At 47.6% G+C, this 23,405-nt stretch carries 24 protein-coding genes, 10 tRNA genes and 2 rRNA genes; 31 read left to right on the plus strand and 5 right to left on the minus strand.

Annotated features, from left to right (window positions below; all coding sequences use genetic code 11):
* From LCM20_RS17460 to rocF, 14 genes are all read left to right on the plus strand, one after another.
* Nucleotides 1–93 (plus strand): 23S ribosomal RNA (locus LCM20_RS17460); the annotation flags it as partial.
* Between the two features lie 124 nt (nt 94–217).
* Nucleotides 218–331, plus strand: a 5S ribosomal RNA gene (rrf, locus tag LCM20_RS17465).
* 9 nt (nt 332–340) lie between these two features.
* Nucleotides 341–415 (plus strand) — tRNA-Asn (locus LCM20_RS17470).
* A gap of 3 nt (nt 416–418) precedes the next feature.
* Nucleotides 419–490 (plus strand) — tRNA-Thr (locus LCM20_RS17475).
* A 24-nt stretch (nt 491–514) separates the two neighbouring features.
* Nucleotides 515–589: transfer RNA gene (locus tag LCM20_RS17480), tRNA-Glu, on the plus strand.
* A gap of 6 nt (nt 590–595) precedes the next feature.
* A tRNA-Val gene (locus LCM20_RS17485) sits at nt 596–671 on the plus strand.
* A 6-nt stretch (nt 672–677) separates the two neighbouring features.
* A tRNA-Thr gene (locus tag LCM20_RS17490) sits at nt 678–753 on the plus strand.
* A gap of 10 nt (nt 754–763) precedes the next feature.
* Nucleotides 764–849, plus strand: a tRNA-Tyr gene (locus LCM20_RS17495).
* 113 nt (nt 850–962) lie between these two features.
* Nucleotides 963–1,037 (plus strand) — tRNA-Gln (locus tag LCM20_RS17500).
* Nucleotides 1,038–1,291: 254 nt separating this feature from the next.
* Nucleotides 1,292–1,364 (plus strand) — tRNA-Lys (locus LCM20_RS17505).
* A 21-nt stretch (nt 1,365–1,385) separates the two neighbouring features.
* Nucleotides 1,386–1,460, plus strand: a tRNA-Gly gene (locus tag LCM20_RS17510).
* 3 nt (nt 1,461–1,463) lie between these two features.
* Nucleotides 1,464–1,539 (plus strand) — tRNA-Ala (locus LCM20_RS17515).
* Nucleotides 1,540–1,624: 85 nt separating this feature from the next.
* Nucleotides 1,625–3,022: a hypothetical protein gene (locus LCM20_RS17520; RefSeq protein ID WP_225196785.1), complete on the plus strand. Its 1,398-nt coding sequence runs from the start codon at nt 1,625–1,627 to the stop codon at nt 3,020–3,022.
* A gap of 120 nt (nt 3,023–3,142) precedes the next feature.
* Nucleotides 3,143–4,045: an arginase gene (gene rocF, locus LCM20_RS17525; RefSeq protein ID WP_225196786.1), complete on the plus strand. Its 903-nt coding sequence runs from the start codon at nt 3,143–3,145 to the stop codon at nt 4,043–4,045.
* An 81-nt stretch (nt 4,046–4,126) separates the two neighbouring features.
* Here the strand turns inward: rocF and LCM20_RS17530 are convergent, their stop codons facing one another.
* Complete coding sequence (locus LCM20_RS17530; protein ID WP_225196787.1) at nt 4,127–4,297, minus strand: aspartyl-phosphate phosphatase Spo0E family protein; 171 nt, start codon at nt 4,295–4,297, stop codon at nt 4,127–4,129.
* 148 nt (nt 4,298–4,445) lie between these two features.
* On the opposite strand from LCM20_RS17530, the gene sigW reads away from it, so the two are divergent.
* The 8 genes from sigW to LCM20_RS17570 all read left to right on the plus strand — a co-directional run bounded on the left by sigW (nt 4,446) and on the right by LCM20_RS17570 (nt 12,984).
* Nucleotides 4,446–5,009 (plus strand): RNA polymerase sigma factor SigW, encoded by a 564-nt coding sequence (gene sigW, locus LCM20_RS17535; protein WP_225196788.1) that lies wholly within the window; start codon nt 4,446–4,448, stop codon nt 5,007–5,009.
* Nucleotides 5,010–5,024: 15 nt separating this feature from the next.
* The gene (locus LCM20_RS17540; protein ID WP_225196789.1) at nt 5,025–5,681 is read left to right on the plus strand and encodes a zf-HC2 domain-containing protein; all 657 of its coding nucleotides are present in this window, start codon (nt 5,025–5,027) and stop codon (nt 5,679–5,681) included.
* A 249-nt stretch (nt 5,682–5,930) separates the two neighbouring features.
* Nucleotides 5,931–6,743 (plus strand): diadenylate cyclase CdaA, encoded by an 813-nt coding sequence (gene cdaA / locus LCM20_RS17545; RefSeq protein ID WP_225196790.1) that lies wholly within the window; start codon nt 5,931–5,933, stop codon nt 6,741–6,743.
* Nucleotides 6,736–7,746: a YbbR-like domain-containing protein gene (locus tag LCM20_RS17550; protein WP_225196791.1), complete on the plus strand. Its 1,011-nt coding sequence runs from the start codon at nt 6,736–6,738 to the stop codon at nt 7,744–7,746. Before cdaA ends, LCM20_RS17550 begins: the two co-directional genes overlap by 8 nt.
* A gap of 38 nt (nt 7,747–7,784) precedes the next feature.
* Entirely contained in the window at nt 7,785–9,140 is a 1,356-nt protein-coding gene (gene glmM, locus LCM20_RS17555; RefSeq protein WP_225196792.1) for a phosphoglucosamine mutase, read from the plus strand.
* 520 nt (nt 9,141–9,660) lie between these two features.
* On the plus strand, nt 9,661–11,463 hold the full coding sequence (gene glmS / locus LCM20_RS17560) for a glutamine--fructose-6-phosphate transaminase (isomerizing) (protein ID WP_225196793.1): 1,803 nt from the start codon (nt 9,661–9,663) through the stop codon (nt 11,461–11,463).
* 82 nt (nt 11,464–11,545) lie between these two features.
* Nucleotides 11,546–12,253, plus strand: coding sequence for a hypothetical protein (locus LCM20_RS17565; RefSeq protein WP_225196794.1), 708 nt, complete (start codon nt 11,546–11,548; stop codon nt 12,251–12,253).
* A complete protein-coding gene (locus tag LCM20_RS17570) occupies nt 12,253–12,984 on the plus strand; it encodes a hypothetical protein (protein WP_225196795.1) in 732 nt (243 codons plus the stop codon). Before LCM20_RS17565 ends, LCM20_RS17570 begins: the two co-directional genes overlap by 1 nt.
* A gap of 35 nt (nt 12,985–13,019) precedes the next feature.
* On the opposite strand, the gene LCM20_RS17575 is transcribed toward LCM20_RS17570, so the two are convergent.
* Nucleotides 13,020–13,418, minus strand: a complete 399-nt coding sequence (locus tag LCM20_RS17575; protein WP_225196796.1) for a GNAT family N-acetyltransferase — start codon at nt 13,416–13,418, stop codon at nt 13,020–13,022.
* 127 nt (nt 13,419–13,545) lie between these two features.
* Complete coding sequence (locus LCM20_RS17580; protein WP_225196797.1) at nt 13,546–13,848, minus strand: phospholipase; 303 nt, start codon at nt 13,846–13,848, stop codon at nt 13,546–13,548.
* 143 nt (nt 13,849–13,991) lie between these two features.
* Here LCM20_RS17580 and LCM20_RS17585 point away from each other — a divergent pair, with 143 nt between their 5' ends.
* The 3 genes from LCM20_RS17585 to LCM20_RS17595 are packed head-to-tail and all read left to right on the plus strand — an operon-like array spanning nt 13,992 to nt 16,959.
* A complete protein-coding gene (locus LCM20_RS17585; RefSeq protein WP_225196798.1) occupies nt 13,992–14,939 on the plus strand; it encodes a DUF4003 family protein in 948 nt (315 codons plus the stop codon).
* Entirely contained in the window at nt 14,940–15,686 is a 747-nt protein-coding gene (locus tag LCM20_RS17590; protein WP_225196799.1) for a class I SAM-dependent methyltransferase, read from the plus strand.
* 10 nt (nt 15,687–15,696) lie between these two features.
* The gene (locus LCM20_RS17595) at nt 15,697–16,959 is read left to right on the plus strand and encodes a S41 family peptidase (protein ID WP_225196800.1); all 1,263 of its coding nucleotides are present in this window, start codon (nt 15,697–15,699) and stop codon (nt 16,957–16,959) included.
* A gap of 34 nt (nt 16,960–16,993) precedes the next feature.
* Here LCM20_RS17595 and LCM20_RS17600 read toward each other — a convergent pair whose 3' ends face one another.
* Nucleotides 16,994–17,716: a 3-ketoacyl-ACP reductase gene (locus tag LCM20_RS17600; protein WP_225196801.1), complete on the minus strand. Its 723-nt coding sequence runs from the start codon at nt 17,714–17,716 to the stop codon at nt 16,994–16,996.
* Nucleotides 17,717–17,849: 133 nt separating this feature from the next.
* Here LCM20_RS17600 and LCM20_RS17605 point away from each other — a divergent pair, with 133 nt between their 5' ends.
* The 6 genes from LCM20_RS17605 (at nt 17,850) to cydC (ending at nt 22,980) form a co-directional block, all read left to right on the plus strand.
* Nucleotides 17,850–18,311: an NUDIX hydrolase gene (locus tag LCM20_RS17605; protein ID WP_225196802.1), complete on the plus strand. Its 462-nt coding sequence runs from the start codon at nt 17,850–17,852 to the stop codon at nt 18,309–18,311.
* Nucleotides 18,290–18,805, plus strand: a complete 516-nt coding sequence (locus LCM20_RS17610; RefSeq protein WP_225196803.1) for a topology modulation protein — start codon at nt 18,290–18,292, stop codon at nt 18,803–18,805. Before LCM20_RS17605 ends, LCM20_RS17610 begins: the two co-directional genes overlap by 22 nt.
* 4 nt (nt 18,806–18,809) lie before the next feature.
* Nucleotides 18,810–19,064, plus strand: coding sequence for a hypothetical protein (locus tag LCM20_RS17615; RefSeq protein ID WP_225196804.1), 255 nt, complete (start codon nt 18,810–18,812; stop codon nt 19,062–19,064).
* A gap of 12 nt (nt 19,065–19,076) precedes the next feature.
* Nucleotides 19,077–19,343, plus strand: coding sequence for a hypothetical protein (locus LCM20_RS17620; protein WP_225196805.1), 267 nt, complete (start codon nt 19,077–19,079; stop codon nt 19,341–19,343).
* 197 nt (nt 19,344–19,540) lie between these two features.
* Nucleotides 19,541–21,274 carry a thiol reductant ABC exporter subunit CydD gene (cydD, locus tag LCM20_RS17625; RefSeq protein ID WP_225196806.1) on the plus strand — a complete coding sequence of 578 codons (1,734 nt, stop codon included), beginning with the start codon at nt 19,541–19,543 and terminating at the stop codon, nt 21,272–21,274.
* The gene (cydC, locus tag LCM20_RS17630; protein ID WP_225196807.1) at nt 21,271–22,980 is read left to right on the plus strand and encodes a thiol reductant ABC exporter subunit CydC; all 1,710 of its coding nucleotides are present in this window, start codon (nt 21,271–21,273) and stop codon (nt 22,978–22,980) included. The genes cydD and cydC overlap by 4 nt, the downstream gene beginning before the upstream one ends.
* 71 nt (nt 22,981–23,051) lie before the next feature.
* On the opposite strand, the gene LCM20_RS17635 is transcribed toward cydC, so the two are convergent.
* Nucleotides 23,052–23,399, minus strand: a complete 348-nt coding sequence (locus LCM20_RS17635; protein WP_225196808.1) for a hypothetical protein — start codon at nt 23,397–23,399, stop codon at nt 23,052–23,054.
* Between the last annotated feature and the right edge of the window lie 6 nt (nt 23,400–23,405).

Below are 23,405 nucleotides of genomic sequence, written 5' to 3' on the forward strand. Positions count from 1 at the left end.
GATCCCTCAGAGATGATGAGGTTGATAGGTCTGAGGTGGAAGCGTGGTGACACGTGGAGCTGACAGATACTAATGGATCGATGACTTATCTATCTGAAAAGACATTTATTTCGGTTTGATTATTGCTTATCCAGTTTTGAGGGTTTATTAAAAAAATAAATTTTCCCTTGATTTTCTTTACCGAGAACATTATAATAGTTCTTGTCCGTAAAAATGATCTGGTGATGAAGGCGAAGAGGTCACACCTGTTCCCATGCCGAACACAGCAGTTAAGCTCTTCAGCGCCGATGGTAGTCGGGTTTACCCCCGTGAGAGTAGGACGTCGCCAGGTTGAATTTATTCCAACGTAGCTCAGTGGTAGAGCAATCGGCTGTTAACCGATCGGTCGTAGGTTCGAATCCTACCGTTGGAGCCACTTGCTTCCATAGCTCAGTGGTAGAGCACTTCCATGGTAAGGAAGGGGTCGCCGGTTCAATCCCGGCTGGAAGCTCTGAGGACAGAAAATCATTTATTTGGCCCGTTGGTCAAGTGGTTAAGACACCGCCCTTTCACGGCGGTATCACGGGTTCGAATCCCGTACGGGTCACCACTTACTGGAGGATTAGCTCAGCTGGGAGAGCACCTGCCTTACAAGCAGGGGGTCGCAGGTTCGAGCCCTGCATCCTCCACCATATTTCGCCGGCCTAGCTCAACTGGTAGAGCAACTGATTTGTAATCAGTAGGTTGGGGGTTCAAGTCCTCTGGCCGGCACCACTTAGAACGTGGAGGGATAGCGAAGTTGGCCAAACGCGGCGGACTGTAAATCCGCTCCCATCGGGTTCGTAGGTTCGAGTCCTACTCCCTCCACCATTATTCTTTAAAAATGTTGCTGGTGAACCATTGATCAGCTTATTTTTATGGGAAAAATCCTACATTACATGAATAAAACCAATATGACTCGGTCATAATAGGTTTGTAATCGTTGGGCCATAGCCAAGCGGTAAGGCAACGGTTTTTGGTACCGTCATGCGCTGGTTCGAATCCAGCTGGCCCAGCCATTTTTCATTAAAGCTTTGTTTTTGTTTATGATGCCTACATAAAGGGTACGTTACAAAACAACCACCATGAATTTCACAATGTAGCGAATCTACTTTAATTGTTATGAGCCATTAGCTCAGCTGGTAGAGAAGCCGTAAACCTCTTTGATTTACATCAATGTAGGCTTTGCGAGGAGCGTATGCTTCACCGAATTAGCTTCCAACGTGACGAGCACATTCACTCAAAAAACGTACCAGAGACAATTCTTTATGATGAGCCATTAGCTCAGCTGGTAGAGCATCTGACTTTTAATCAGAGGGTCGAAGGTTCGAATCCTTCATGGCTCACTTCTTTATAACAAAATCATCGCGGGAGTAGTTCAGTGGTAGAACACCACCTTGCCAAGGTGGGGGTCGCGGGTTCGAATCCCGTCTCCCGCTCCATACGGGGCCTTAGCTCAGCTGGGAGAGCGCCTGCTTTGCACGCAGGAGGTCAGCGGTTCGATCCCGCTAGGCTCCACCAATACATACAATAAACATATTTTATATAGAGCTGATATCCTTAAACGGGTATCAGCTTTTTTGTTTTTTATTAGGAGGGTTTATGTGTGCCTTTGCGATTAGATGAAGTCTTCAACCAACTGCCATGGTTTGGGGTCTTATCTCCGACTGACATAGCTTATTACCCCTCAGAGAATCTTGTAGCAGTGGGGAGTACATATGAACCGGAGAGCTACCGGTCTATCCATTTTGAATCATTGAAAAGAGTGGTTATTTTTCATTCTGTCACGAAAGAGGCTGTGGCCGTGTACGAGCATTCCCTTCCTATACATAAGATTGTTTTCCATCCGGAGCTGCCTATTCTAATGATTGCTTATGGTTCCTACGATGGCGGATTCAAATTTGAAGGCAATGTCATTGTGTGGAATTACAAAACCAATACGTCCTATCAACTCTTAGAAAAAAGTAGAGAAGTGGTTGATGTGTGGTTTGATGAAAAAGTGCGGTTGTTCATAACTGTTTCACCAGAGGATGATGTGGAGCTTGATGAGATGAATACGCGGACGATTTATTGGGTTGATCCATGTGAGGAATCATCGGTGCTTTGTCAGTTTAAAGAGGTGGGGGCCATTCCTTTCCAAAATCTCCATCAAAGCTTATCTCAGCAAAGAAGGAGAATACACGTGGCTGAGGCTGAGTTGCGGAGTATTTTCCCTTCCTATCGTCCATCTATCCATATTACAGATTCGGAGTTCATAAAGGGTAAGCTGTTCACTACGTCAATCGATCAAACAGTTGCTGCTTGGAGTAAGGCGGGGGCTCAGAAGGCTTTAGAAGGCGACAGAGGACTGCAAATCCTTCAAGACGACCATTATGTCTATTTGTTGAGTGAAAGCATGCGGTGGAGTGCTGAGAGTGAAAGACACCTTCCCTTTCAAACTCTAAAGGTCCTGTATAAATCAACATTTGAGACGGTAGAGGTCTTTACCCTTGAAAATGCTTCATTTTTAATCCTGAATAGCAAAGGTGGTGTCTATGCTTTACCTTTAACTCCTATGATCCCTTTTACAGATAGGGCGAGCCAGGTGCGTCTGTATCAAGGATCAGATGAGCTGGAATTGGAGGAAGAGCCAACGATAGAGAGGGTACCTATAAACGACGCTGTTTGCAGCGAAGTGCAGTTTCAGCTTAATGATTTTGCTGCCTGTCGAGAACCGATTGTGACGGGGTTCGATGCAGAAGGCTCCTTTCTTTGGGAGAAGAGCTTCGACTCAAAAATCATTGATTTCTCCGCATTTGATCGTGACTCCATCCTTGGGGTTATCCTTGAGAATGGACATGTGTGTTTTATCTCATCTGAGACAGGGGAAGATATTACAGAATTGGAACCATGTATTATGGGGATTTTCTCACCGGCTTTATCCATCGCAGGCTCTGAAAATGTCGTAACGATTCATACGTTGGATGATCTTGTCCTACAGTATGAAATCTACCAGAGCTTGTAAACATGCATGGATTTGTTGAAGAAGCCGGTGTGAGCGTATATATATACAGAGAAATGTCCAGTTGAGTCATTCAATTTAAAACGGATACAATAAACATAGCGAATAAAGGAGGAGAATTGCATGAACAATCATCTTTCCATTATCGGAGTTCCCATGGATCTTGGGCAAATGAGAAGAGGCGTAGATATGGGGCCGAGTGCCATCCGCTACGCTGGTATGAGTGAGCGATTAGAACGTTTGAATTACGTGATTGAGGATCTTGGTGATATTGAGATACCAAGACCGAAATCCAATAAGGAAGAAAAGCTCGATAACCTTCGTAACCTTAATGAGATTGCAGAGGGGACTCAACGTCTTGCGGAGAAAGTGGACGGCGTCGTTGAGAAAGGTCATTTCCCACTTGTATTAGGGGGAGACCACAGTATCGCGATGGGTACACTTGCAGGACTTGCGAAGCATTATGATAACCTTGGCGTCATCTGGTATGATGCCCACGGTGACTTGAATACAGCGGACAGTTCTCCGTCAGGTAACATTCACGGCATGCCGCTTGCGGTCAGCCTTGGGATCGGCCATGAGAAGCTGACAAGCATTTATGGAGATGCCCCGAAAATTAAACCGGAGAACATCGTCATCATCGGTGCACGTTCATTGGATGAAGGCGAACGTGTTCTGATTAAAGAAAAAGGGATTAAAGTCTACACAATGCATGAAGTCGATCGTATGGGGATGACGAAAGTGATGGACGAGTCCATTGACTACTTGAAGGACCGAACGGATGGGGTTCACTTGAGTCTTGATTTGGATGGTCTTGACCCGAATGAAGCACCAGGCGTCGGAACACCTGTACTTGGCGGGTTGAGCTATCGTGAGAGTCATTTAGCGATGGAAATGCTTCAGCAGTCCGGCATGATTACATCTGCTGAGTTCGTGGAAGTCAATCCGATTCTTGATGAAAAGAATAAAACAGCGACGGTTGCGGTCGGTTTGATGGGGTCATTATTCGGAGAAAGTTTAAAATAAGATAACACGTGCGAAAAAACAGTACCTGCTCCATTTTGGAAAAGGTACTGTTTTGTTTTGTCGATAAGTAGTATATTTAGGTTAGAGTTGATGAGGTTTATGTGTCATGGAATCATATTGGTTCATCAGAGCATCTAACTTACGGCTGACTTGCAGGACTTCCTGTGACGAAAGGGAGTTCTCCAGAGCGACCTGAGACATTTGGTCCCGGCATGTTTCAATTTCTTCCAATAAAGAAGTTTCGCCATGCATGTTGCCATCCTCCTCTTTACATTTTACATATTATGTCTTATAACCGTTAGTAGAGAAAAATAAACGAAAAAATTTAAAAATCTTTGAAACCATAAGGCGAGGTCATCCGTATAGGATATCGACCGCACGTATAGCGGAGGTATAACAGATGGAATCCATGATTAAACAGAAAATAAAAGACGTAAAAAAAGGGGACCAATCAGCCTTTGAGGATATCGTATCCTTTTATCAGAACAAGGTGTTTCACATCTGTCTGAGAATGATTGGGAACGCCTATGAAGCAGAGGATCTTGCACAAGAAGCTTTCATTAGAGCTTATACGAATATCCACTCGTTTGATGAACGTCGCAAGTTCTCAACCTGGTTGTATAGGATTGCGACGAACTTGACGATTGATCGTATTCGTAAGAAGAAACCGGATTATCATCTGGATGCAGAAGTAAAAGGGACAGATGGATTGGATATGTATTCTCAGCTGGCGGCAGATCAGGCCCTGCCTGAAGAAGAGGTGGAGAGTCTCGAGCTCCAAACCTATATCCACAAAGAGATCTTGGCGTTACCTCCTAAGTATCGTAGCGTCATTGTACTCAGATACTTGGACGAATTACCCCTCCAAGAAATAGCAGAAATCTTAGATATCCCTGTAGGAACTGTTAAGACACGAGTGCACCGAGGCAGGGAAGCTTTACGCAAAAGGCTTCGACATGTGTAAAGGAGTTGAGAGGGAATGAATTGTAATAAAGAAGCTGTTGCACTCATGCATCAATACATGGATGGCGATATAAACAAAGACGACGAGAGACGACTGCGCGATCACCTGCAATCCTGTGAATCGTGTCAAAGCCATTTCCATGAATTAAAACGCACAACTACACTGATTGGGAACACAAGACCGGCGTCAGCACCGAAAGATTTTACAGCTAACGTCATGGCGAATCTTCCGAAACAGAAGAAGCGTAAAAACTATGCACGCCTTTTCCAAAGGCACCCGATGCTGACCGCAGCTGCCGTGTTCTTTATTCTGATGTTCAGCGGCATCTTCTCCGCCTGGAACCAGGATCAACAAGTGACGGTTTCCAAGCAGGAGAATCTGGAGATTAAAGAGGACGTTGTCATTGTGCCGGAAGGGGTTACGGTAAATGGCGACCTCACTGTTCGCAACGGTGATTTAAGAATAGAAGGTAAAATTGATGGTAATGTAACCATTATCAATGGCGACATTCTGGATGGCAAACCGGATGGTTCCATTGAAAACGAACTTGATTCTTCAACACTACGTGCTTACACAGGAGAATTAACCGAAGTGAATGAGATTTACGAGTGGATGTGGTACCAGACAAAGAGTATCGTGTCTGACGTCTTCTCATTCGGATCAGATGAATAAAGCATCATCCAGACCGTCTATATACAGACGGTCTATTTTTTGTCTAAATAGAGAAGCTTATCGATGATTTTAGCTTCTGGATATATTGGAAAAATGAAGTATGGTATAATAAAACAGGTCATTTTTTTAAAAGTAGTGAAAACTTAAGCAACGGTTTCGTGCTGGTGGAAGAATACTTCCGCTTGAGGCGCATACCTATGATACTTAGTGATTTTTTCTTGTTATTCTGAGACAAAAGGAAGTGTAGGCATGCTTGATGGGGGATTGGATGTATTAGATTATTTCTTAATCACGGTTGATATCGCCCTTGTCTGGTTTGTTGTATATAAATTAATCATGCTGATCCAGGGCACGAAGGCTGTCCAGTTATTAAAAGGGATCTTCGTTGTGCTGGGAATCTGGTTATTGAGTAATTTATTCGGACTAACCACGTTGAGGTGGCTGATGTCGCAGGCCATTACTTGGGGATTTCTCGCCATCATCATCTTGTTCCAGCCAGAGCTGAGGAGAGCTTTGGAGCAGCTGGGACGAGGGAGCTTCTTCAGTCGAAATACGGCAGAGGAAGAAGATACCGAGAAATCCATTCAGGCGATTATCAAATCGTGCCAATACATGGCCAAGCGCCGTATTGGAGCTTTAATCACAATTGAACGAGACACAGGTATGGGGGATTATGTCGAGACAGGTATTCGGGTTGGAGGTCACCTTTCGAGCGAACTGCTGACCAACATTTTCATCCCCAATACACCGCTTCATGACGGTGCGGTAATCCTGAAGAACGATGAGATTGTAGCGGCTGCCTGTTACCTGCCACTATCCGAGAGCCCCTTTATTTCCAAGGAGCTTGGGACGAGGCACCGTGCAGCTATGGGGATCAGTGAAGTGACAGATGCCCTGACGATTGTTGTATCAGAGGAAACCGGTTCGATCTCTTGTACGAAGAACGGTGAACTTCATCGTGATTTGGATCAGGAAAAACTGGAAGAGATGTTACGGACCGAATTGGACCACTCTTCCCCTGCGGTAAAAACATGGAACTGGAGGGGGAAAAAGAATGGATAATTGGTTTCGAAGCGTCTGGTTCATCCGAATTATTTCTTTGATTCTCGCCGGTTTGTTATGGGTTACGGTGAACGTTGATGATAATATGGATTCAGATTCACTGATTTTTAACGATACATCCTCGGATATGGAAGTTATGGACAATGTACCGCTTGAAATCCGGTTCAACAGCGAAGACTATGTCGTAAGCGGGTTGCCACAGGAGGTTTCTGTGACGGTGGAAGGACCACCTTCAGCTGTTACGCCTGTTGTGCGCCAGCAGAACTTTGAGGTGTTTGTCGACTTGAATGATTATGGTCCAGGCACACACCAGGTCACGCTGCAGCATTCAGGTATTTCGAATCAGCTCGCTGTCACCATTGAGCCTGAGACGATTGAAGTGACGATTGAGGAAAAAGTAAACGAAGACTTTTCAGTTAGTGTGGACTATCTTAATGAAAGCAGCCTTGCGGACGATTTAGAAGTCGGTCAGGCAGAAGTCGACCCGGCTGAGGTCCAAATTACCGGAGCGTCCTCCATTGTGGACCGGGTAGCGTCGGTGAAAGCGATCATTGATGTCGGTTCTGCAACGTCCACGATTGAGAACCAGGAAGCACCGGTGAAAGTGTACGATAACCAAGGCAATGAATTGAATGTACTCGTCGATCCGAACAACGTGAATGTCACGGTGCCGATTGTCGAGCGAATGAAGCAGGTGCCTTTTGAATTAGAAGGCGTAGGTGGCGCACCGGAGGGAATTATTATCAATTCTCTTACACCGAACGTACAGCAGATCACGATTTATGGACCAGCATCCATCTTGGATTCGATTGAGCAGTTTCCGAACATCCAGGTGGATCTGACAGAAATCACGGAAGATCAGACGATAAAGGTGGAGATTCCTGTCCCTGAAGGGGTCAAACGGGTTGATCCACAGACGATAGAAGTGCAGATCGATGTCGATCAAGTAGAAGCGGCAACAACAGAAGAAGAACCGGAAGAGGCTCCTGAAGCCTCTTCCTAAACGAGTACTGGATAGTTAGGAAAGAGGGGTTAAGACACATGGGTAAATATTTCGGAACAGACGGCGTCCGCGGTGTCGCCAACAAGGAGTTGACGCCTGAACTGGCGTTTAAACTTGGAAGGTACGGCGGTTACGTGCTGACGAAAGAAGTCAATAAACCAAAGATATTAATCGGCCGGGATACACGGATTTCCGGTGAAATGCTGGAAGGAGCCCTTGCATCGGGCTTATTATCGATTGGAGCAGAAGTGATGCGTCTCGGCGTTATTTCTACACCAGGCGTTGCCTTTTTAACAAAAGCATTGGGTGCAGAAGCGGGAATCATGATTTCTGCTTCTCACAACCCGGTGGAGGACAACGGCATCAAGTTCTTCGGTCCAGACGGATTTAAGCTGACAGATGATCAGGAGAAACAAATTGAGGACTTGATCGATGCAGAAGAGGATACGCTTCCTCGTCCATCCGGAGCGGATCTCGGACAGATCAACGATTACTTCGAAGGTGGTCAAAAGTATCTGCAGCACTTGAAGCAGACGGTCGATTACGATTTCGAAGGCCTTCATATCGCATTAGACTGTGCGCATGGCGCCACGTCTTCCCTTGCTTCGCATTTGTTTGCGGATTTAGAAGCGGATATCACATCCATCGGTTCTACGCCGGACGGTTTGAATATCAACGAAGGCTGCGGATCGACGCACCCTGAATTATTGCAAAGCCTGGTGAAAGAAAAGGGAGCCGATATTGGACTTGCGTTCGATGGTGACGGCGACCGATTGATTGCCGTAGATGAAAAAGGTGACATTGTAGATGGCGACCGTATTATGTACATATGTGCCAAGCATATGAACCAACAAGGTACGTTGAATCACTCCACTGTCGTGTCGACGGTGATGAGTAACCTCGGCTTTTATAAAGCGATTGAAGATCAGGGGATGAAGAGTGACAAGACGTCCGTCGGTGACCGTTATGTGATGGAGGAAATGCGTCGTGGTGGCTACAATCTCGGTGGAGAACAGTCCGGTCACATCATTTTCCTTGAACACAACACAACAGGCGATGGTCTCCTGTCAGCTCTTCAGCTGGTGAATGTGATGAAGGAAACAGGAAAGCCCCTTTCAGAGCTTGCAGGTGAGATGCAGAAGTTCCCACAAGTGTTGAAGAACGTCCGCGTTATCGATAAGCAGAGTGTGCAGACACACCCACGCATCCAGGAAGCCATCCAGGCAGTCGAACAGGAGATGGGAGACAGCGGACGTGTTCTTGTCCGCCCGTCAGGAACGGAACCTCTCGTTCGAATTATGGTAGAAGCGCCGACGGAAGAGCAGTGCGAAACATACTGTGATAAAGTCGTGCAAGTCGTCCAGGAAGAACTGGGTATGAAAGACGAGCAGTAATTAGAATAAGGCGTATAGGCAGTTCCGTCTGGCTTACGCAGTATGCTGGGAAGAGTCACATACGTGGCTCTTTCGCATATTCTATTACAACTGGCTTACAGTTTCGTGACGGAGATCGATTTTTATTGACCGTCTGCTTTCGACTCAGGTAAAATAGGATCAGTCCTTACAAATTTTGTTGAACTTCGTTTGAGGTTGACGAAACAAGGAAACAGACCATTAAGGTCTTATTCAAGAATGGAAAAGGAGGATTGAATTAGACAAGTAAAGATAGATAAAGCGCCAGGACTGTGCACAACGTAACATGTACAGTTGACGAGGAGGAGGTTCATCGAGCGTTCGGCGGATGCCTCCCGGTTGTTTCACTTCAACCGCACGTTTTCATGTAAACCGAAGAGGCGACTCTTCGACCAAACCATGAAAGCAAAGTGACCAAACTATAATTTGTCGGGAGAGGGGCAGCGTGACGCCCTTTTAGACAGCGGCCCGTTGCCCTTCTTGCTGAAGGAGGACAACACTTATGTGTGGAATTGTTGGATATATTGGACAGAAAGATACCAAAGAGATTTTACTAACAGGTCTTGAGAAGCTTGAATATAGAGGATATGACTCTGCAGGTATTGCTACATTGAACAAAGACGGTGTGAACGTTTCGAAAGTGAAAGGCCGTATTGCAAGCCTTCGCAAAGCGGTAGATGAGAAAGTTGAGTCTACGCAGGGAATCGGTCATACACGCTGGGCGACACATGGTGCTCCAAGTGAGTTGAACGCACACCCACACCAAAGCGCATCAGGTCGTTTTACCATCGTTCACAACGGTGTCATCGAGAACTACCTGGACGTCAAAAACGAATACCTGGAGAATGTCGAGCTTCAAAGTGATACGGATACAGAAATCATCGTACAGCTGATCGAAGTGCTTCATAACGAAATGAACGACGTAGCAGCTGCGTTCCGCAAAGCGGTTCAACTGCTTACAGGTTCTTATGCGATCGCTCTTCTTGATGCTGAGAACGAAGATACGATCTATGTTGCCAAGAACAAAAGCCCGCTGCTTGTCGGTCTTGGTGATGATTTCAACATGGTAGCTTCCGATTCAATGGCAGCTCTTCACGTAACCGACCAGTTCATGGAGCTGATGGATAAAGAAACGGTCATCGTTCGTCGTGACGGTGTAGAAATCCAACAGCAGGATGGAACGGTTGTAACACGTGAGCCATTCACAGCTGAGATCGATGCAACAGACATTGAAAAGGGAACATACCCTCACTTCATGCTGAAGGAAATCGATGAGCAGCCATTTGTTATCCGTAAAATCATTCAGGAATATCAAGATGAGAATGACAACATTAAACTGGATGCTGACGTACGTGCAGCGATGAAAGCTTGTGACCGCATTTACATCATTGCAGCAGGAACAAGCTATCACGCAGGACTACTTGGGAAGCAGTTCATCGAGAAACTTGCTAACATTCCGGTAGAAGTGCATGTAGCCAGCGAATTCTCTTATAATATGCCACTGCTTTCAGAAAAGCCATTATTCGTCTATATTTCTCAAAGTGGTGAAACAGCAGACAGTCGTTCTGTCCTAGTCCAAACGAAAGAACTCGGACATCCGGCACTGACGATTACAAACGTGCCAGGATCCACCCTTTCCCGAGAAGCGGATTACACGCTTCACTTACACGCAGGACCTGAAATCGCCGTAGCCTCTACAAAGGCTTACACAGCTCAAATGGCTGTTCTTGCGATTCTAGCTGTAGACACAGCACGTGCCAAAGGCATCAAGCTTGATTTCGATCCAATGCAGGAGCTGGGTATCGTAGCGAATACGATGGAAGCTTTAGCCGATCAGAAAGAGAAGTTCGAAGACTTAGCTCGTGAATACCTGCCAACAACACGCAACTGTTTCTTCATCGGTCGTGGCACAGACTACTATGTCGGCCTTGAGGGATCATTGAAGCTGAAAGAAATCTCCTACATCCAAGCGGAAGGTTTCGCTGGAGGAGAGTTGAAACACGGTACCATTGCTTTGATTGAAGAAGGTACACCGGTCATCGCTCTTGCAACGCAGGAAAACGTTAACTACTCCATCCGCGGAAACGTACAGGAAGTAGAAGCGCGCGGTGCAAACAGCATGATCATCAGCATGAAGGGACTTGATAAAGAAGGCGATGCATTCGTCATCCCACAAGTTCATGAACTGCTGACACCACTTGTATCCGTTCTTCCGATGCAGCTGATTTCTTACTATGCAGCGCTTCACCGCGACTGTGATGTCGATAAGCCGCGTAACCTTGCGAAAAGTGTTACGGTTGAGTAAGGGATACAACAAACGCTTGGACCTTTTATAGGTTCAAGCGTTTTTTCTTGTTCTGTAAACGAAAGAAAGGAGTTTGATGATCGTGTGGAATTTTGAATTTGGATTTGAGTTCATCCCGTTTCTTGTGACGGTCCTGAATTGGGGCATCATCCTGACGATTGCCCATTTTATCTACATAAAACAAAACATAAAGCCGAAGCGGTGGAAGGTGTTTGTTGTGATCTTCGTCGGAATTTTTGCGTTCCACTTCAGTTGGCAGAGTTCAGGGACTGTTCTTAGGTTTCCTATTCTCCCTCTAGGGGTGTGGATTCTTTACGGGATTTTAAAAAAGAAAGAAGGAAGATGGCGTACATATAGACGGTTCGCCTGGCTCGGGTTTTGGGCAAATGTACTCTTTTTAGCGACCAGTTTACTGTCTGCTCAGGTGCAGCCTCTTGTATATCCACCTGATGAAGTATCTACATATATCGCTGATGTCCAGCAGGCAGAAGCCCTGCACGTGCATCCTTCAGCGGATGACCTGAGCGTAGAGCACGACTTGTTAACAGAGCAGAACTGGCAGGAAGCACCTGTTCAGAGTGTGGCTTGGTACGAAGCGCATAGGGATGAAAGAGAGCGAGTGGATGAACAGTTCCCGTACTTGTTGAAGGGGTATGAACCGAAGTGGGGAAGCGGAGCTGAAAGCCGGATTTATGTAGAAAAGGACGGCAAAGGTCTCTTGATTTCAACTGCCGAACAACAATATTACTTCCAGGCTGAACAGTCTGTTTTCCAAGGAGAGGTTGAATGATGAAGAAAAAATGGCTGTGGGCAGGGGCGGGGGTCGTCGTCCTCGTTGCGTTGGTCTACTTGTTCTTGGTCAAATCCCCTTCTTCGTTTCCGAATGAAAAGGTTGTCGTGGCCGGCATCAACAACGCGTTTCCTGAAGCGAAAGCGAGTGAGGTGCAAGGTGTCATCGAAGTGAGTGAGACGAAGCGGTTCGTACCGTTTAGGACCGAGCAGAACCTTTATGGCAAAAGTCTCTGGGTGTGGAATGGGGCAGAGTGGAAGGCTGAGAATATCCGAGTGGATCAGGAGCCCGAGCTGTGGGAAGTGGAAAGGGGCAAGTCTTCTACGTATCATTTTATTTGGAATGTCGATCCTGACACCACGATCGAAACATTTGAATTCTACCTGTTGAGGGATCGTAATTATCGTGTATCAGATGGAGTGAAAACGTATATGCCCGGTGTGCAGATGAAGAAGGTGGTTGATCTGACTGACCAGAGCTATGGGGTGTTGAAAATGCCTGAGGAGTGGTCCTATTTTATGGATTCACTTGAAAACACCATGCCGAATAGGAATCCCCTGTTTTCTTCGGTGTTCAGCAGTCCGACGGTCGAATTCCGTATGAGAAGGTTAAACGCCGAAGGAGAAAGTGTGCGGCTCAGTCTACCTGGTGGAATAGGTTATGGTGGAAGTGAGTATCTGCAGTTCATTCCAGGGGTGGATGAGCGAGGATTAGAAAAACCTGTAGAATAAAAACACTTAGGGAAGTAGCGATGTGCGCTGCTTCCCTATTTTAGTGGCTTCCCCATCACAATATGAGGTCCGATGGGGGGATAATCGAACACCTCTCCATATGGTTTAAAGCCAAGCTTTTCATAATAAACCTGAACCGATGTACGTCCCTGGCACCACAACACGTGGTATCCTTTCTTTTTCGCTGCTTCTTCTCCGAACTCAACGACGGCTCGTCCAGCTCCATGGTCACGGAAGTCCGGCTCGGTGGCCATCGCTCTCAGCCGGCATTGTTTTGGTTCAGAGAAGTGCCGGTCCTTTTCGTGATAGAAGGAGCCTATACTAATCAGTTGATCATCTTGAAAGGCTCCGACATGAAGGGTTTCTTCGTCACTGTCAGCCTGATAGACGCACGCTTCAAAGGGCTGGTGGGGACGTAGAATCCGATGGCGCAAAGGGTAAGCCTGCTCGGGTGGAATGTTTTTAACCTCGATACTAATCTCTCCTTACTATGTACTTATGCTACTACCCTTCTATTTTCTTCTACCTTTCTCCTCCCGTTCATAGTAAAAAGCTCATCGCTTAGAAACGACGAGCTCTTGGGAATCCACATGTGAACATTTGCTGCAACCTCATGTATTTGTACATCATTCGTGCGTGACGGCCTTCTTCTGTGTATGGGGTTTGTAATCGCTCAAGCTCACGGATGAAGGCATCGTCACAGGCGCAGCGGTTACGGGATTCACGATAGCACTCGTCGTGTCTCTTACAGGCTGCATCTACTTCGTTTAACGGCTCACCCGGTCCACTACAGCCCGGGCCGCAGTATTTGTAGCCGGGGAACAGGCAGAATTCAGGACGGAACGGATCTCTACGACGGCTCATACGTCTACTCCTTCCACGGTTTTATGATAGCTTATGAGAATCCGCTTGAAAGGAGTGGGTCTTCATGACAAAAATGAAACGTTTTGTCAGAGTATTCCGTATAAAAGGATAGGGAGCGTGATGAGATGAAGGCGCAGGAGAAGATGGATCGTATGATTGAGATCTTTTCGAAAATGAATGAGAAAAGCAAATGGACGGATGATCGCGTATTGATGATGGCTGCGTCCGTGTACGTGGTGAAAAACCGTCCGTTTGAGGTCGATCGTTATATCGAGTTGTGTGACTATATTAAAGAGGAGACGGGGGTCTTTTCCTATTTGAAATCGACGATGAGATTTACGGTGGCTGCCTGGCTCGATACCCGCTTTGATGATCCGAAGTCGGCGTTCAGGAAGTACAGTGAGGTCTACGAGACGATGATTTCAAAAGGCTTTAAGAGAACACCCTTCACTTACATTGCCGCACTTGTAATGTTGGAGCACCATGATGATCTTGATGACTGGATCAGCCGCGCATTGACGGTGTATGAACGGATGAAGCAGGAACATCCCTTCATTACGTCGAAGGATGATTATCCGCTGGCTGTCGTTCTTTCCGAGGGTGAAGGGGAGATTGATCCGTTGATCGAGGGCATGGAGGAGATCTACAGCGGGCTTCATAAGAAGGGCTTCATGGTGGGAAACAATCTTCAATTTATGAGTCACATGCTTTCAATGGACAAGGAACATTCGACCTCGGACCTGATTGACCGGGTCGTCCATATATCGGACCAAATGAAGCGTGCTTCTCTGAAGGTAAAAGGGATGCACTACCCGGATGTAGGGTTGTTGGTTTTGATGGATGATGTGAATCGCCTCGACGATATACGGACGGTGCGCGATCAGCTTAACAAAACGAGTAAATACAGGTGGCATCGGGATTTGAATTATAAGTTGGCTGTACAGATTGTATTAAGTGATTCGCTCGATCAACTTGAGATGACGGAAACGAGTTTGCTTACAAGCATGGAAGTCATCATGCAGGCTCAGCAAACGACGATGATGGCCGGGGCGATTGGTGTTGCGGCTACAGCTGACGGAGGAGGAGCGTAAATGAAGATGTACGATGAGTTTGTGAAGGATTTTGAAGAAGCGTTTGAAGGATGGGATTTCTCATTCGTTACGGAAACAGGACGAATTCAGAGCCATGCACTGACATGGTCCTATGGGAGTTTGGTGCTTCCGTATATCAAAACGTCATCCTCTATGCTGGATATGGGGACAGGCGGGGGCGAGCTGCTGTCGAAGTTTCGCCCACTGCCGGCAAAGGTGACGGCAACAGAAGCCTATGAGCCGAACATCCCGATTGCGCGTGAGCGTCTGGAGCCACTGGGGATTCATGTAGCGGCGATTTCAGAGGATTCGAAGCTCCCTTTTGAGGATGAGGAGTTTGATTTAATCATCAATAAGCACGAGTCGTTTTCTCCATATGAAGTGCGCCGTATTTTGAAACCGGAAGGGACGTTTATTACTCAACAGGTAGGAGGCTATGACTGCCGCCAGATCAATGAGGCGCTTGGTTCGCCCGAGAACGTGTATGAAAACTGGGACCTGGAAGCGGCTGTACATGGGCTGGAGCAGCATGGCTTCACCATCACGAAAGCCGTAGAGGAATTTCCCGTTCAGCGCTTTTATGATATCGGGGCATTGCTTTACTATTTGAAAGCCATTCCGTGGCAGGTGCCTGACTTCACCATTGAAGGATACGATGAACCGCTTAAGAAGATTCATCAACAGATTCAAGAGAAGGGATACTTCGATGCTAAGCAACATCGATTTTTGATTGAAGCCCATGTCTAAGGAGGCCACGATGTACAGAGAAATATTCGAAAGCATTGTAGACATGACGCACCACGATTATGCCGGGCATGAGATGAAGCGGGGAAGCAGCACTCCTGATTACTATAGGGAGAAACTGAACGAGTGCACAATGGATGACCAATCGTTTGAGGCATTGGTTCAGGGTTACCTGACGGATTTTCAGGAATTACATATGGGGTTCCGTTTCTTGGATTCAAATAGGCAAATGGATGCTGGGTTTACGGTCCGGCGCTATGAGAACAGATTGTATGTGACAACGTCCCACCGAGAGGGTGTTGAAAAGGGAGATGCGATTGTTTCATTGGACGGATCTTCTATTGAGGAGGTGGCTGAAATCCATGAACGGAGGCTGCAGTCCTCTCATCCAGAAAGGGAAAACTGGGCGGCGCTTCTCCTTGAAGCAGGAGAAGCTGACCTTGTAACTGCTGAAGGCAAACGTTCGAACATCGTGCTTGAGCCACAGGTGAAACCAACCTACAGCCCTACGTACATGGTTGAGAGCTTAGAAGATGAAGTCCTTCTGTTAACGCTGACCGACTTTTGGGACCACGATGCGATTGCTGAACTGATCCAGGCGCATCACGACGAGCTCTCACGTTGTGAAAAGCTCATCATAGACGTCCGAACGAATAAAGGGGGCAGTGACTTAGCTTATTTTGAATTGCTTCCTTACATTTTCCACGGTTCACATGTGGATATGTCTCAGTTCGGCGATTGTGCTTTAACACTTTGCACAGAAAGAAACGTTGATTTACGTGTACAGCTGATGGAACAGGTACTTGCGTCTACGGAAGATGCTGAAACGAGAAGGCATATCCATGTCATGATTCGTGAGCTGGAAAAGAACAGAGGAAAAGGTTTCGTGGAGTTGGATCTATCCGAAATCGAAGAAGGCGTGAGCTTTGATACGAAAGAGGGACCGGAAAACGTGGTCGTTCTGTCTGATGTCTATTGCGGGAGTTCGGGGGATTCCTTTGTCGAAACCGTTAAGCACTCTGAAAAAGTGACCGTCATCGGCCGTCCGACACTTGGAATGAATGATTACGCAAATGTTGCGGTGATTACGTTTCATGATACCTTTCAGTTTTGGTACCCGACCTCCAAGTCATCGGCAGTAGATGAAGGAAGAGGGATGAGTGGTGTGGGCATAGCGCCTGATGTATATATACCGTGGACACCTGAGCACCTGCAGCGAGACGTGGACTTAGACAGGGCCGTTTTATGGTTGAATGAAAAGGTTGAAACAAAATAAAAGTCCGGAGCACCTCCGGACTTTTTAGACCTATTTAAAACGGGTTGGTTGCCCACTGAAGCGACTGCTTGATGAAAATACGCTGGTTCAGCTTCAACAGGCTGACCATATATTCAGCCATATCTTCAGGCTGCATAAATTTGTCTGCGTTCGATTCCTCCAGCTGATCGCCAAAGGCCAGTTCCGTTGCGACGAGGCTCGGGTTCAGGGTTTGCACACGGATATTATTCGGACGGACTTCCTGCATCAAGGCTTCTGTCATGCCTTGAAGAGCGAATTTGGATCCGCTGTAGGACGAGCTTCCGGCTGTTGCTTTCAAGCCGTTACTGGATGAGATGTTGATGATATCTCCGCGGTCTTTTTCCACCATATGAGGAAGCACGGCTCTCGTTACGTGGTAGACGCCGAACACGTTCACTTCAAATGTACGCTTCCATTCGTCAGGGTCTGATTCAAGCAGGGTACCCTTCGAGCCGATACCTGCATTGTTGATGAGGATATCGGCAGGTCCGATTTCTTTTTTCAATTGCTCGACTGCTTGATCGACAGCTTCCAGATCAGAGATGTCGACGGCGGCGACGGATGCTTGTACGCCGTAGCTGCGAACCTCTTCTGCGACTTCGTTCAATGTGCTTTCAGTGCGGGCGATCAGTCCGATATCGACGCCTTCCCGTGCAAGCTCAAGTACTGTTGCTTTTCCGATGCCACGGCCTGCGCCTGTGACATAAGCGACTTTTCCTTTAATGTTCTGTCCCATTCTGAATCATCCTTTCTAATTTAAGTGTAGAGCGACTTTCCCGACGAATCAAACGTCATGCTGTTTATTCTTGATTAATTTTCCACATCGGTTACGATAGGAAAAGGAGTGAAAAAAAGGAAGGGGCACGTGAATGGAGTACATACAGGAGTTGCGCGCACATGTCGGGACGCGTCCGTTAATTATTGTAGGTTCAACGGTGCTGGTCTTTGATGAGGAACAGCGGATTCTTTTTCAACTGAGATCGGATACGTTGGAGTGGGGACTGCCGGGTGGTGCGATGGAACCTGGCGAGAGCCTGGAGGAAACGGCAGGTCGCGAGCTACGGGAAGAGACAGGACTTGGGGCGGAATCGTTCGAGGCCCTCGGCATCCTCTCTGGTGAAGACCTTTACTTCCAATATCCGAACGGAGACGAAGTGTATAATGTCATCGCCATCTTCAAAGCGCAACGCGTGCATGGTTCGCTGCGTTCGCAGGACGATGAGAGTGAAGACTTGCAATATTTCTCTGTGCACGACCTTCCGAGCCCGCTTGATGAACGAGCAGAAATGGTCATCAAGGAGGCGATTCAATGCAGCGAATTATGGTGCTAGGAGTCTCGCCTGGGGTGGGGAAATCTACGCTCGCCCGGCAGATCGGAGAAGCGCTGGGCATCGAAACGTATCATTTGGATCGATACTTTTGGAAGCCTGGCTGGGTGCAGGCATCTGAAGAGGAGTTTGCGGAAAAACAGAGGGAAATCGTCCAGCGTGACCAGTGGGTGATGGACGGAAATTATAATGGTACATACTCGATTCGAAGTGAAAGAGCGGACACGATCGTCTACCTCGAACGCCCTTTGTCTGTATGCTTAAACCGTGTGTTGAAGCGGTGGTGGACACATAGAGGCCAGACGAGAGATGACGTCGGATGTACAGAAAAAATTGAATTTGGATTTTTGAAGTTCATCGTTACGACGTATTACGGTAGAAAGAAAAGGATGAGAGAGCGATTCCTTACATTTCAACAAGAAGATGTGAAGAAGGAAATCGTCTTACTCCGAAGCCAGCAGGATGTGGAATCATTTTTACACTATTTGAAAGGGTGAGTCTTTGAATCCAGCAATCAATGGATTGAAGTACTTGTTGTCGAGTAAGAAAACGTTGCTGCACTCTACGTTCGATATGAACGATTATGCGAGAGTGTCTCACGCGCTTAAGGCAGAGGGAGTTCCGTTTCGTACGGCCTCTTACTCCTCTCCAAGACCGAACGGTGCGGCTTACCAGGACGTCTTGGTGCAGTACGACATTTATGTGAAGAAAAAGGATCAGCACCGGGCGACGGAAGCGATCCGGCAAGGAAGGTGAAGGTTTTTGTCTATGAAAAAGCATGAGAAGTCGCTTTATAGGTGGAAGAAGATGCGGGAAAAAGGGAAGTGGCGCTATATCGCTATAAATGGATTATTGTTAGCGGGCTCGTTCTTCTTTTTCTTCACGATCCTTCTAAATCAATTGTTCTCAAATCCAGAACCAATCTCTACTATTCTGATCAGGGCCATAACGTTCGGAACGGCATATGGCATTGTGACATGGGTGATATGGGAAAATCGATACAAAAAATCCGGGATGGAACAGGAAAGCTCCTAGTATAAAGTCTGCCAAAGGGCAGGCTTTTTCTTATGTGCTCGATTTAGTACTTTGTATGCACAACGGGTATATAGGTAAAAATGAAACTAAATTGTCACAGAATATTCGGCTCAAATCTTAGAAATCATCTGAGGAATCTACTATAATAGAAAGTAAATGTGAAACAATTCACAATATAAATGAGGAGACATGCTCATATGAAACATCTCAGTCAGATGGCCTTCGCTCAGCGCAGAGCGACTCTCCTTTTGACGCTCGCCTCTGTATTAATTGGAGCGGCCATCATCGGTCAGTCTTACTATTTTGTAGCGATTGTGGAACGTATGTTTCTGGATCAAGAGAGCTTTCAGGAAGTTGTCCCGCTTCTCTTTGGGCTGCTCGCTGTATTGGCGGGAAGGGCGCTGTTCACTTGGCTTCACGGTCGGACGGGCGTTTCAATGGCTGCTTATGCGAAGAGTGAGTTCCGGAAGCGGATCATTCATAAATTTTCGAAGAACCCGGTACAGGCCTCTTTAGAAGGTCAGTCGGGAAGGAAAGTCAGTGTATTGATGGATTCAGTCGATGAAGTGGATGGCTACTTCAGCCAGTACATCCCGCAAATGATCTCAACGGCCGTCGTCCCTTTGATGATACTCGTCGTCGTGTTCACCCACCACATCAGTTCAGGCATCATCATGTTGATCACGGCACCGTTCATCCCGTTTTTCATGGCGATTGTCGGCGTGATGACAAAGAAGAAATCGGAAGAGCAGATGGAGAAGATGTCAGCTTTCTCCGGTCGTTTTCTGGACACCCTTCAAGGGTTAACCACACTGAAGCTGTTCGGTCGGTCTAAAAAACAGCGGGACACGATTGAAGAAAGCAGTCTCGGCTTCCGTGATGCCACAATGGATGTCCTGAAAGTGGCGTTCACCTCTTCCTTGATGCTGGAGTTTATTTCGATGCTCAGTATCGGAATTATCGCCCTGGAAATCGCCATCCGTCTCGTGGTTTATGAAAGCATTCCATTTTTCTCCGCCTTCTTCATTCTCGTCCTTGCTCCTGAATTCTACCTGACACTGAAGGAATTCGGCAGTGCCTTCCACGCAGGAAGAGGCAGCTCTGGAGCCGCGAAGCAGCTCGTGGAGGAGTTGGAGAGAGAGGATCAATCGATGGAATGGGGGCAGAAAGCAATCGAAGGAAGTCAGCCTCCTGCCTTAGAGCTAGATGGCGTAACGTTTGCCTACAAAAAGGGGCAGACCTTTCAGCTTCAGGAGCTCCATGCGGTCATGCCAGCGAATGCGGATGTTGCCATTGTCGGCCGCAGCGGGTCGGGGAAATCGACACTCCTGAACTTGATCGCCGGCTTAATGAAGCCGGACGAGGGGACGGTTAGGATCAATGGTCTTCCGCTGAATGAGTATGCGGAGCGGGAGTGGTTCGACCGAGTCAGTTACATTTCCCAGCACCCTTACGTCTTTGCGGGAACCATTGAAGACAATATTGCAATCGGTGGCAGAGGCGCCCATACACGGGAAGAAGTCGAACGTGCAGCCGAGAAGGCAGGCATTGCCGAACTGGTTGAATCACTGGAATATGGATACGATACGCCTGTCGGTGAAGCGGGGAGAGGCTTGTCAGGTGGAGAGAAGCAGCGCCTTGCCATCGCACGCGCCTTCTTGAAGCGACCGTCGGTGATCCTGTTCGATGAACCGACAACCGGACTAGATTTGAAGACCGAGCAGATACTGCAGTCCTCAATCGAAGAACTGTCGAAGACGTCAACGGTCATCACCGTCGCTCACCGCCTTCACACAATCAGGAATGCCGACCAGATCCTGTTCCTCGAGGACGGGAAACTGGTCGGGCAGGGCACGCATGAAGAACTGCTTCAAACGACCGAAGCCTACCGCAGAATGGTTCATGTCCAGCAAGGAGGGGATTCAGCATGAAAGAACTCGCATCCGTCATGAAAATCATTACCCTTGAGAAAAAAGACATCTGGTTGTCGATCGTCTTCGGATTTCTCGCCGGCATCGCAGCGGTCGGACTGTTCGGTTCGAGTGGTTATCTCATATCACGTGCGGCCCTCGTCCCGCCTTTGTATGCACTGACCGTACTCATTGCATTTCTGAAGCTGTTCGGATTCGCGCGGGCACTCGGACGCTATGCCGAGCGCTACTATTCCCACCGCGCCACCTTTACGATGCTCAGCAACATCCGACTTGCTTTTTATAAAAAAATAGAACCGCACGCACCACGCATTTTTCAGAAGTACCGAAGCGGGGATTTACTTTCGAGAATTGTAGGGGATGTAGAGAGTCTGCAGAACTTCTTCCTCCGTGTCTATTACCCGCCCGTTGTGATGGTGGTCATCTTCCTTGCGACCATCGTCTTTACAACGATTTTCTCGTGGGCTGTTGCGCTCGTCTTATTCGTCGGCCTTCTGCTGACCGGGTTGATCATTCCGTTCTTATTTGCGCTCCGTCAACGGAAACTGGAGAACGAAATCCGCGAAGCGAGAGGGCATCTATCAACGGATGTGACCGAGTTTCTTTATGGCTTCCGAGATTTGAAAATCTATCAGCAGCTCGAAGATAAAGAAGAACAGCTCGAATCGTCGGCAGCGACGTATATCCACGAGCAGGAACGACAGGGGAAGCAGATGGTCTACAGTCAATCCGTGAACACCCTTGCGACACTGATCGTTTCCTGGGTCGTAACAGGACTTGGGGCTTACCTTGTAGGCTCCGGAGACTTGAACGGGTTGTTTCTGGCGATGCTCGTCATGATCAGCTTGACCGTTTTTGAAAATGCCGCCCCGATGGCGGTGCTTCCGCGTCACTTAGATGACAGCCGGAGGGCATCGAAGCGCTTGTTCCATTTGGAGGAAGCGGTCGAGGAAAGCGAGGAAACCGAACCGTTATCCGGTAACGCTCCATACGGATACCGGTTCGATCACGTGTCCTTCCGTTACGAGGAAGCCTCCCGTCCTTCGCTCGACGACGTCTCAATCGAGCTCGCCCCCGGCACAAAAACAGCTGTCGTCGGTCCCAGTGGGTCGGGTAAATCGACGCTTATGCAGCTCTTGTTGAAGGTGTACCCACAGACAGTAGGGGACGTGACACTGGACGGAAAACCACTCGCCAAGGTTGATGAGGAAGACCTTTGGAGTCAGGCGAATGTCGTGTTACAGGAGAATCACTTTTTCTACGGAACGATTCGGGATAACTTGTCACTCGCCAAAGACGACGTGTCAGATGAAGAGATGACGGAAGCTTTAGCCAAGGCCGAGCTTGCCGCCTTTTCTCTGGATGATGAAGTCTTCGAGCGCGGTGAGAATCTATCGGGAGGCGAGAAGCAGCGTCTCGCGATGGCGCGGGCACTGCTGCGTAACGAGCGCTTATGGCTTCTCGATGAGCCAACCTCGTCTATTGATGCGTTGACCGAGCAGAGTCTGTACCGTCACTTGTTCGAGCAGGCAAAGGACGATACGCTCGTCCTGATCAGTCACAGATTGACGGGCCTTGAGCAAATGGACCAAATCATCGTCATGGAGCAGGGGAAGGTCGTGGAGACGGGAACCTATGATGAATTGATGGCGCAGCAAGGCTATTTCTATCAAATGAAACAAATCGAAAAAAGTGTATTTGGATAAAAAGAAACCACCTTTCATGCGGGACATGGGAGGTGGTTTTTGTATGATGAGATAAGACCAGAGACATTCAATCAGTAGTAATACGGGTACGGACCGTAGTAGGGGTAAGGGGCATAATACGGATACGGGCGGACGAACGGCAGCAACGCAAGGGATGTAAGGGCGGCGACAGGGAAGAATCCTGGGCGGAATCTGCGATAGCCCCAGCGGCCGAATTGGCGGTCCTCTGATTGCCCCTCTTGCCCTTCGACGGTCTCACTGACCATCATTTCGATTTTGTCCTTCGTGACGTCTGTGATGATCCCATCGACTTGGCGCCCATCATTCAATTGAATGACGACATAATAATTCTTGTAGTTGACGCACTGACTGTGTGTCGGATTTTGAACACTGTGGGACGTGTTCCTTTCGTTTGTCATAAGATC

This window comes from Halobacillus litoralis (assembly GCF_020171725.1).
Taxonomy (GTDB): domain Bacteria; phylum Bacillota; class Bacilli; order Bacillales; family Halobacillaceae; genus Halobacillus; species Halobacillus litoralis_F.

Bases quoted from the DNA above. Each gene is read 5' to 3' on its own strand.
- rocF (WP_225196786.1), top strand. From the start codon at position 3,143: ATGAACAATCATCTTTCCATTATCGGAGTTCCCATGGATCTTGGGCAA.
- LCM20_RS17530 (WP_225196787.1), bottom strand. From the start codon at position 4,297: ATGCATGGCGAAACTTCTTTATTGGAAGAAATTGAAACATGCCGGGAC.
- sigW (WP_225196788.1), top strand. From the start codon at position 4,446: ATGGAATCCATGATTAAACAGAAAATAAAAGACGTAAAAAAAGGGGAC.
- LCM20_RS17540 (WP_225196789.1), top strand. From the start codon at position 5,025: ATGAATTGTAATAAAGAAGCTGTTGCACTCATGCATCAATACATGGAT.
- cdaA (WP_225196790.1), top strand. From the start codon at position 5,931: ATGCTTGATGGGGGATTGGATGTATTAGATTATTTCTTAATCACGGTT.
- LCM20_RS17550 (WP_225196791.1), top strand. From the start codon at position 6,736: ATGGATAATTGGTTTCGAAGCGTCTGGTTCATCCGAATTATTTCTTTG.
- glmM (WP_225196792.1), top strand. From the start codon at position 7,785: ATGGGTAAATATTTCGGAACAGACGGCGTCCGCGGTGTCGCCAACAAG.
- glmS (WP_225196793.1), top strand. From the start codon at position 9,661: ATGTGTGGAATTGTTGGATATATTGGACAGAAAGATACCAAAGAGATT.
- LCM20_RS17570 (WP_225196795.1), top strand. From the start codon at position 12,253: ATGAAGAAAAAATGGCTGTGGGCAGGGGCGGGGGTCGTCGTCCTCGTT.
- LCM20_RS17580 (WP_225196797.1), bottom strand. From the start codon at position 13,848: ATGAGCCGTCGTAGAGATCCGTTCCGTCCTGAATTCTGCCTGTTCCCC.
- LCM20_RS17585 (WP_225196798.1), top strand. From the start codon at position 13,992: ATGGATCGTATGATTGAGATCTTTTCGAAAATGAATGAGAAAAGCAAA.
- LCM20_RS17590 (WP_225196799.1), top strand. From the start codon at position 14,940: ATGAAGATGTACGATGAGTTTGTGAAGGATTTTGAAGAAGCGTTTGAA.
- LCM20_RS17595 (WP_225196800.1), top strand. From the start codon at position 15,697: ATGTACAGAGAAATATTCGAAAGCATTGTAGACATGACGCACCACGAT.
- LCM20_RS17600 (WP_225196801.1), bottom strand. From the start codon at position 17,716: ATGGGACAGAACATTAAAGGAAAAGTCGCTTATGTCACAGGCGCAGGC.
- LCM20_RS17605 (WP_225196802.1), top strand. From the start codon at position 17,850: ATGGAGTACATACAGGAGTTGCGCGCACATGTCGGGACGCGTCCGTTA.
- LCM20_RS17610 (WP_225196803.1), top strand. From the start codon at position 18,290: ATGCAGCGAATTATGGTGCTAGGAGTCTCGCCTGGGGTGGGGAAATCT.
- LCM20_RS17620 (WP_225196805.1), top strand. From the start codon at position 19,077: ATGAAAAAGCATGAGAAGTCGCTTTATAGGTGGAAGAAGATGCGGGAA.
- cydD (WP_225196806.1), top strand. From the start codon at position 19,541: ATGAAACATCTCAGTCAGATGGCCTTCGCTCAGCGCAGAGCGACTCTC.
- cydC (WP_225196807.1), top strand. From the start codon at position 21,271: ATGAAAGAACTCGCATCCGTCATGAAAATCATTACCCTTGAGAAAAAA.
- LCM20_RS17635 (WP_225196808.1), bottom strand. From the start codon at position 23,399: ATGACAAACGAAAGGAACACGTCCCACAGTGTTCAAAATCCGACACAC.